The 6,783-nt window shown below is 61.9% G+C and carries 8 protein-coding genes; 4 read left to right on the forward strand and 4 right to left on the reverse strand.

From position 1 onward, the window contains the following. Positions 1 to 159: 159 nt before the first annotated feature. The 3 genes from OKW26_RS41050 to OKW26_RS41060 form a co-directional block, all read right to left on the reverse strand. Positions 160 to 900: an NADPH-dependent F420 reductase gene (locus tag OKW26_RS41050; protein WP_429357113.1), complete on the reverse strand. Its 741-nt coding sequence runs from the start codon at positions 898 to 900 to the stop codon at positions 160 to 162. A gap of 89 nt (positions 901 to 989) precedes the next feature. Beyond that, positions 990 to 2,417 (reverse strand): aldehyde dehydrogenase family protein, encoded by a 1,428-nt coding sequence (locus OKW26_RS41055; RefSeq protein ID WP_429357114.1) that lies wholly within the window; start codon positions 2,415 to 2,417, stop codon positions 990 to 992. 182 nt (positions 2,418 to 2,599) lie between these two features. Continuing rightward, positions 2,600 to 3,010 (reverse strand): winged helix-turn-helix transcriptional regulator, encoded by a 411-nt coding sequence (locus tag OKW26_RS41060; protein ID WP_184063090.1) that lies wholly within the window; start codon positions 3,008 to 3,010, stop codon positions 2,600 to 2,602. 100 nt (positions 3,011 to 3,110) lie between these two features. On the opposite strand from OKW26_RS41060, the gene OKW26_RS41065 reads away from it, so the two are divergent. From OKW26_RS41065 to OKW26_RS41075, 3 genes are all read left to right on the forward strand, one after another. Beyond that, on the forward strand, positions 3,111 to 4,229 hold the full coding sequence (locus OKW26_RS41065) for an NADH:flavin oxidoreductase (RefSeq protein WP_429357115.1): 1,119 nt from the start codon (positions 3,111 to 3,113) through the stop codon (positions 4,227 to 4,229). A gap of 82 nt (positions 4,230 to 4,311) precedes the next feature. Continuing rightward, the gene (locus OKW26_RS41070) at positions 4,312 to 5,073 is read left to right on the forward strand and encodes an SDR family NAD(P)-dependent oxidoreductase (RefSeq protein WP_429357116.1); all 762 of its coding nucleotides are present in this window, start codon (positions 4,312 to 4,314) and stop codon (positions 5,071 to 5,073) included. Positions 5,074 to 5,340: 267 nt separating this feature from the next. Further along, positions 5,341 to 5,601, forward strand: a complete 261-nt coding sequence (locus tag OKW26_RS41075) for a hypothetical protein (RefSeq protein ID WP_429357117.1) — start codon at positions 5,341 to 5,343, stop codon at positions 5,599 to 5,601. Here the strand turns inward: OKW26_RS41075 and OKW26_RS41080 are convergent. Further along, positions 5,552 to 6,229, reverse strand: coding sequence for a nitroreductase (locus OKW26_RS41080; RefSeq protein ID WP_429357118.1), 678 nt, complete (start codon positions 6,227 to 6,229; stop codon positions 5,552 to 5,554). The two genes, OKW26_RS41075 and OKW26_RS41080, sit on opposite strands and share 50 nt — an antisense overlap. Positions 6,230 to 6,500: 271 nt before the next feature. Between OKW26_RS41080 and OKW26_RS41085 the strand changes: the two genes are divergently transcribed. Continuing rightward, on the forward strand, positions 6,501 to 6,783 hold a 283-nt coding region (locus OKW26_RS41085; RefSeq protein WP_429357119.1), incomplete at its 3' end, for an AMP-binding protein.

The following is a 6,783-nucleotide window of genomic DNA, read 5'->3' on the forward strand; positions in this document are numbered from 1 at the left end:
GCGGCCGGAGACTCGCCCTGGTTTGTGACCTATACGATGGTCATTGCAAATGCGTGGTTGGCTCTTGCTGCACGCAGCGATGGCCTGTTCCGTTGTCGGCACGTCGAAGCGCCCATCATTGCGTTCCCGCTGATCGGCGTCATCGGCTCAGTGCACCGCTTAGCTCCCGCGATTGAGTTCTCGGTTCAGCGCGGTCATTTCGTCGGTGCTCGGGAAAGCGGGGTACGCGCTGAGTCGATCCATGAGCGCTTGGAGGTTCTGCGGCGCACGGCCCTTGTCCGCTGCCGCCAGCGCTTTGCGCAGGTCATGCGCTGTCAGGGAGGTGCAATAGGCCGGCGTGCCCGGCTGCTGACGCCAGGAGTCGGCAAGGCTTCCCGCATCGACCGGCTCGAACCCGGTTTCGTCCACCAGCGTCTGCGCGATCGCCTTGGCGGCCGCGTCATCGCCAGCAACCGGTACGGCAATGCGATCGGCTGCGCCGCGCGCTTTTCCCCCGTCCGCAAGCACGCCAGCCAGAATGGCGTTAAACGTCTTCACTACCGGGCGGCCGAACTGGGCGCTAGACCAGACGCTCTCGGGCTTGCCGTCATCGACTTCGGCGATATTGCCGTCGCGCACGGGATAGTAATTCGAGGTGTCGATGACGACCACGTCCGCCGGCACATCGGCGAACAGGCCGGCGAGCTCCGGGTTGTTCTTGAAAGGAATGGAAACGACGACGACGTCGACGTTCTTGACTGCTTCGTCCGGGGTGACCGGTTCCGCGCCCACCTTTTGGGCCAATTGGCGTAGTTCGTCGGGGGTGCGGGTTGAGGCCAGCTTGATGCTGTGCCCGTTCGCGGAAAATTTTTGCGCGAGCGTTGCGCCGATGTTGCCTGCGCCGATGATGCCTATTTTCATGTTCGTCTCTTCCTAAGTGTCGCCAGTGTCGGCTGCAAGCCAACGAGGGTGGAGTTGATTGCAGCCGAAGCGAGGCTGTGTACGTTACGTCAGACGGCCCGACGAGAGCCGATGATCGCCTTGGTCTCCAAGTATTCGCCGAAGGCAACCTCGCCCCATTCGCGTCCGTTGCCCGATTGCTTGTACCCGCCAAACGGCGCGGCAAAGTCCATGTCGGCATAGTTCAGCGTGACTTGGCCGGCGCGCAGCCTGCGCGCAACGCGCTCGGCCTGGGCCGGCTCGCCCTGGACGTAAGCCGCCAGCCCAAAAACCGTGTCGTTGGCGATGGCGATGGCGTCGGCTTCATCGGCATAACCGATGATTGAGAGAACCGGACCGAAGATCTCCTGCTGTGCGATCGCCATATCGTTCTTCACATTGGCGAAGACGGTCGGGCGAACATAGAAGCCCGTTTCCAGTCCCTCGGGTCGGCCAGGACCGCCGGTGACGAGCGTCGCGCCTTCATCGATGCCGGAATGGATCAGGCGCTGGATCTTGTTCCACTGCGCCTCAGATACGACCGGTCCCATCTTCGCGCTGCTAGCCGGATGCCCCACGGTCCACTGCTCGGCTGCGGCCCTGGCGAGCTCGGAGGCCTCCGCCATCCGCTCGGCGGGAACCAACATCCGTGTGGGCGCACCGCAGGATTGACCGCTATTGATCATGACGCCCGCGACGCCCGCCGCAACAGCAGACGCCAGATCGGCGCTGGGCAGGAGGATGTTGGGCGACTTGCCGCCCAGTTCCTGATGCACGCGCTTCACCGTCTGGGCTGCATTGCGCGCCACCTGGATGCCGGCTGGCGTGGATCCGGTGAACGAGACGAGATCGACATCGGGATGTGCGGTCAGGGCATTGCCCACGCCTGCTCCGTCGCCTTGCACAAGGTTGAACACGCCCGCAGGCGTCCGAGCCTCGTGCATGATCTCGGCGAAGATCGTCGCCGAATACGGCGAGATTTCCGACGGCTTCACGACCATCGTGCAACCGGTCGCCAGCGCCGCGGCGACCTTGCAGGCGATCTGGTTGAGCGGCCAGTTCCAAGGGGTGATGAGCGCACAGACCCCGATCGGCTCACGCACGATGTGTGCAGTGCCGTGGGGGCCCTCGAAGCTATAGCCCGCGAGCGCAGTCCGACCGATCTGAAGGTGGCCGAGACCGACGGGCACCTGATACTGCTCGGCAAGCCAAAGCGGCGCGCCCATCTCCTCCGAAACCGCGTGGGCCAGGTCTCCGGCACGCCGTTGGTAGGCGGCGATGATACGGTCGAAGAGCGCAAGACGGTCCTCGACCGAAGTCAGCGAGAAGGTCTCGAACGCAGCGCGAGCTGCGGCGACCGCTCGGTCGACGTCGCGGGCGTCGCCGATCGCGACTTGGCCGGAGACAGATTCATCCGCGGGGTTGATGACATCGATCACGGTGTCGCCGGCAGGCTCTACCCACGATCCGTTGATATAGAACTGAAGATTGTTGCGCATATCTGGACTCTCCATCGTCGTCAAAGGAGGCCAAGGTATATGTCGTAGACCTGGGCGTCAATTAGGCACCTGGAGTAGCGCTGGTAGGCTTGAGGATACCGCGTGCCATGGTCCAACCCGTTCGGCGGCTGTCTCCCGGTCGCCCTCGCAGCCCTTGGTCGACAGGGCCTGCAGGTCGCTCGTCAAGCAAACTGCCGATGTTCTGATCCTTCCGCCAACGCGCTTCCACCCGCCGCCGCGTCGAACGCCTGACGTGCGGCCTCGACCTCGGAAAACTTGACGAGCGTCCACTCATGCAGTGCCCGCAATGGCGGCTGCAACGTGCGCCCAAGAGGCGTGATCTGATACTGCACCGCCACCGGAGACAGCGAAACGACTGTCCTCGAGATCAGGCCGTTGCGCTCGAGCCGGCGAAGACTTTGAGTGAGCGCCTTCTGCGTGACGCCTTGGAGGCGCCGCCGGATGGCGTTGAAACGCTGCGGCCCGTCATCCAGCACGACCAGAACCATCATCGACCACTTGTCCGCGATCTGGTCGAAGAGTGCGCGGCTGGGACAGTCAGACGAAAAGCATTTCAGTTCGGGAACAGGCATGGTGGTTTCCTTCGATACACCTGGGCGACTTCAGGTGCCTAATTGACGGCAGGTATCAAACATATACCATGATGCCTTTGTTTGCAACGGAGCCTCTTCAATGTCTCACCCCGATACCAGCACCCTGTTTCGTCCCTTCTCAATCCGCTCGCTCAACCTGAAGAACCGGATCGTCATGGCCCCGATGACGCGGCTCTTTGCCCCCGAGGGCGTGCCTGGCGACGCGAACGTCATCTATTACCGGCGCCGCGCGGAAGGGCGCGTGGGGCTTATTCTGTCCGAAGGGACGGTCATTGACCGTCCTGCATCACGCAACGACGGCGGCATTCCGTTGTTTTATGGCGAGGCCGCGCTAGCCGGTTGGAAAGATGTGATCGATGCCGTCCACGGCGCAGGCGGACGCATGGCGCCGCAGATCTGGCACACCGGTTCCACCCGTTACATCAACAACTGGGAGCCCGATGCGCCGGTCGAAAGCCCATCCGGGCTAGTGGCGCCCGGCGACCCTCGCGGCGTGGCTATGACCGAAGAGGACATCGCGGATACGGTTGCCGCCTTCGCCAAGGCGGCAAGAGACGCCAAAGCGCTCGGCTTCGACGCGGCAGAGATCCATGGCGCCCATGGCTATCTGATCGACCAGTTTTTTTGGTCGGGGACCAACCAGCGGACCGATCGCTATGGTGGGCCGACGATCAAGGAGCGGTCCCGCTTCGCAAGTGAGATTGTCGCTGCCGTGCGAGACGCCGTCGGTCCGGATTTCCCGATCATCATGCGGTTCAGTCAGTGGAAGCAGCAGGATTTGAGCGTGCGCGTCGCCGAGACCCCGGCGATCATGGAGGACTGGCTACTGCCGCTGGTTGAAGCCGGCGTCGATCTCTTGCACTGCTCGCAGCGACGCTTCTGGGAACCCGAGTTTCCTGAGATCGATGGCGAAAATGGGCTAAATTTTGCCGGCTGGGCCAAGAAGGTGACGGGTGCCGCGACGATCAGCGTCGGATCGGTCGGGCTTGAAAAGGATTTCGCCACCTCTTTTGCCGGCGAGGGATCGAGTCCTGCGAGCCTGGACCGTCTCGTCGAGCGAATGGAACGCGACGAATTCGATCTGATCGCCGTTGGCAGAGCCATTCTCAACGACCCAAGCTGGGTCAAAAAGGTTGAACACGGCGAATACGGCGCGCTGAAAGGGTTCGACGCAGCGGCGCTCGCCGAATTGGTCTGATGGTGAGTTCGAGGACGGGGAACATTCTTGGAACCCGTCCTCGTCGTGATTCGGACTTCATACTTTCCTATGGATGAAGGAAATGCCCAACCTTTTAGACTACACGGATAAAGTTGTGCTGATCACCGGCGGCGCTACCGGGATCGGACAAGCGACCGCGAAAGCGTTCGCCGGCCAAGGCGCGAAGGTCGTGATCGGAGACGTCAACGAGGGCGCGACGGAAACCGTCGCGCAAATCAAGCGGGCTGGCGGCGAGGCCTTGTTCGTGCGGACCGACGTAAGCGATCCTGCTTCGGTCGAAGCCCTCGTCAAGGCCACGGTCGATACCTACGGCCGCCTCGACTGCGCGTTCAACAACGCCGGCATCCTGCCGACCGCCTCCCCACTCGCCGAAATGTCGGTCGCGGAGTTCGACAAGGTCATCTCGATCGACTTGCGCGGCGTGTTTCTCTGCCTGAAGTATCAGATCTCGCACATGCTGACGGCGGGGGGCGGCTCGATCGTCAACACGGCCTCAGTGGCCGGGCTGATCGCCGGCCGGAACACGTCTTCCTACGTCGCCGCCAAGCATGGCGTGATCGGTCTTACAAAGGCAGCCGCGCTCGACTATGCCACTCAGGGCATCCGCGTGAATGCCATCGCTCCTGGCCTGGTCGCCACTGCCATGACCAAGGGTTGGTTGGAAGACGCTGATTTCAGTCGAAGATTGTTGCAGACCATCCCGCTCGCCCGCCCAGCGGAGCCTGAGGAAATGTCTGGCATGGTGCTTTTCCTCAACTCGTCCCAAGCGTCGTTCATCACGGGGCAGACCTTCACCGTCGATGGCGGGCAAGTCCCCCGCTGATCGCGGCGCCGCCCGTTATCCAGAATCATGGATCGAGACAACGTGCTTGGAGAGCGGGGAGGCCAGTTGACTTGGGAGCACTGTTCGATCGGCTAGACGTGAATGGGAGTGTGCCCGGTGCGGCCCGGGCGCTCCTCATCGTCGGCGGCGCAGGTGGCGTCGGCTCAATCGACGTCCAACTTGCACGCGTCCTGACCGATATCACCGTCATCGCCACCGCCTCGCGGCCCGAGACGATCGAGTGGGTTCGGTCGCTCGGCGCACATCTTGTCGTCGATCATTCGGCATCACCGGCCAGGGGTCGAGGCGCTGTCGCTCAATGCGCCACCGGCTCTCGTGTTCTGCACGACGAACACCTATGCGCACCTCGCCGATATCGTGGAATGGATCGCGCCGCAGGGCCGCTTTGCGCTGATCGACGCCCCAGCCGGAACGGCCGATATCGGCGCGCAGATGCAGCTTCTCGCTTTCTCCGGCGTCAATCGATCCAGGTCACCACTTCATCGAGTGGAGCACGTCCCGTCCTGAAATTGTTCGCTGCGTGAGCGGTGTCTTCGTACCCGAAAGAGATGCCAACCACCACATGTCGATCGTCGGAAATACCCAGATGGGAACGTATGAACCGTGGATACGAGGCCAAGGCTGCTTGCGGCGCAGAGGCTACTCCAAGATCCTGTGCGGCAAGGATGAAGTTCGCCAGGTAGGCGCCGGCGTCGACGGCACCGTACGTGCCGAGACAACGGTGGGTCGTGATGATCGCCACGTGTGGAGCGCCAAAAAAACGGAAGTTCTCCAGCGTTTGACGCGCCGAACCTTCACGATCGCCCTTTTTGACGCCCACGCTTTCATAGAGCCGCCAGCCGCATTCCCGACGGCGATCTTTCAAGACACCTTCATAGGACTGCGGAAATTCAAAGTCGGGCGCAATCGGTTCGTTTTTCTGAGCGAAGCGGGTGTACGCCTCCCGGAATGTATCGGCGGCGTCACCCGAAACGATGGTCACCTGCCAGGGCTGCACGTTGCCCCACGAAGGTGTTCGCTGCGCGGCCTCCAGGATGGACTCGATGGTGCTGCGCGCGACGGGAATCGGCAGAAAGGCTCTGCAGGTGTGTCGACGAGAAATCAAATCGTTTAGTGTGTTCGGCGGGCGGGTCATGACGCTGAAGAATGGTCGTTTAAAGTAAATCAGAATTTACACGCAAATCTGGGCTAGTGCAACGGAGCAACAGCACCGATATGGTAGGGTTTTCCACGGTAATTCACGATTTACTTTTAAGGATGGATGGTGAGACAATTCGCTATGGAAGCGGACCGGCTTGCGGCAAACCACCTTTTCGGCTTCGGATGCGCGGCGAGGCTTCGGCCATGAATCCGGGTCCGCCTGTTCGACTGAATTCTCCAGTTTTTACGACCATGGAGCGCCATTTATGATGTCGACGGCAGCGCTGCGCAGAGCGGCGAGCATTTGTCCAAAAGGGCTGGCCATTTCCAGTGGTGAGGAACGGCGCACCTGGCCCGAGCTGTTGGGACGAGTCTCAGCGCTGGCTGGCGCCCTGCAATCTGCGGGGCTCGAGCGCGGTGATCGGGTAGCCACGCTGGCGAGGAATTCGCCTCGCTATTTTGAACTCCTGATGGCGATCTGGTGGGCGGGCGGAGTGATTGTTCCCCTCAACACGCGTTTGGCCTTCGAGGAGCTTCGCCACATCGTGG

It is taken from the genome of Paraburkholderia sp. 32 (genome assembly GCF_050435345.1).
In the GTDB taxonomy this organism is placed as follows: domain Bacteria; phylum Pseudomonadota; class Gammaproteobacteria; order Burkholderiales; family Burkholderiaceae; genus Paraburkholderia; species Paraburkholderia tuberum.

Excerpts from the sequence above, each read along its gene's own strand:
- OKW26_RS41050 (WP_429357113.1), bottom strand. The coding sequence starts at position 900 with ATGAAAATAGGCATCATCGGCGCAGGCAACATCGGCGCAACGCTCGCG.
- OKW26_RS41055 (WP_429357114.1), bottom strand. The coding sequence starts at position 2,417 with ATGCGCAACAATCTTCAGTTCTATATCAACGGATCGTGGGTAGAGCCT.
- OKW26_RS41060 (WP_184063090.1), bottom strand. The coding sequence starts at position 3,010 with ATGCCTGTTCCCGAACTGAAATGCTTTTCGTCTGACTGTCCCAGCCGC.
- OKW26_RS41065 (WP_429357115.1), top strand. The coding sequence starts at position 3,111 with ATGTCTCACCCCGATACCAGCACCCTGTTTCGTCCCTTCTCAATCCGC.
- OKW26_RS41070 (WP_429357116.1), top strand. The coding sequence starts at position 4,312 with ATGCCCAACCTTTTAGACTACACGGATAAAGTTGTGCTGATCACCGGC.
- OKW26_RS41080 (WP_429357118.1), bottom strand. The coding sequence starts at position 6,229 with ATGACCCGCCCGCCGAACACACTAAACGATTTGATTTCTCGTCGACAC.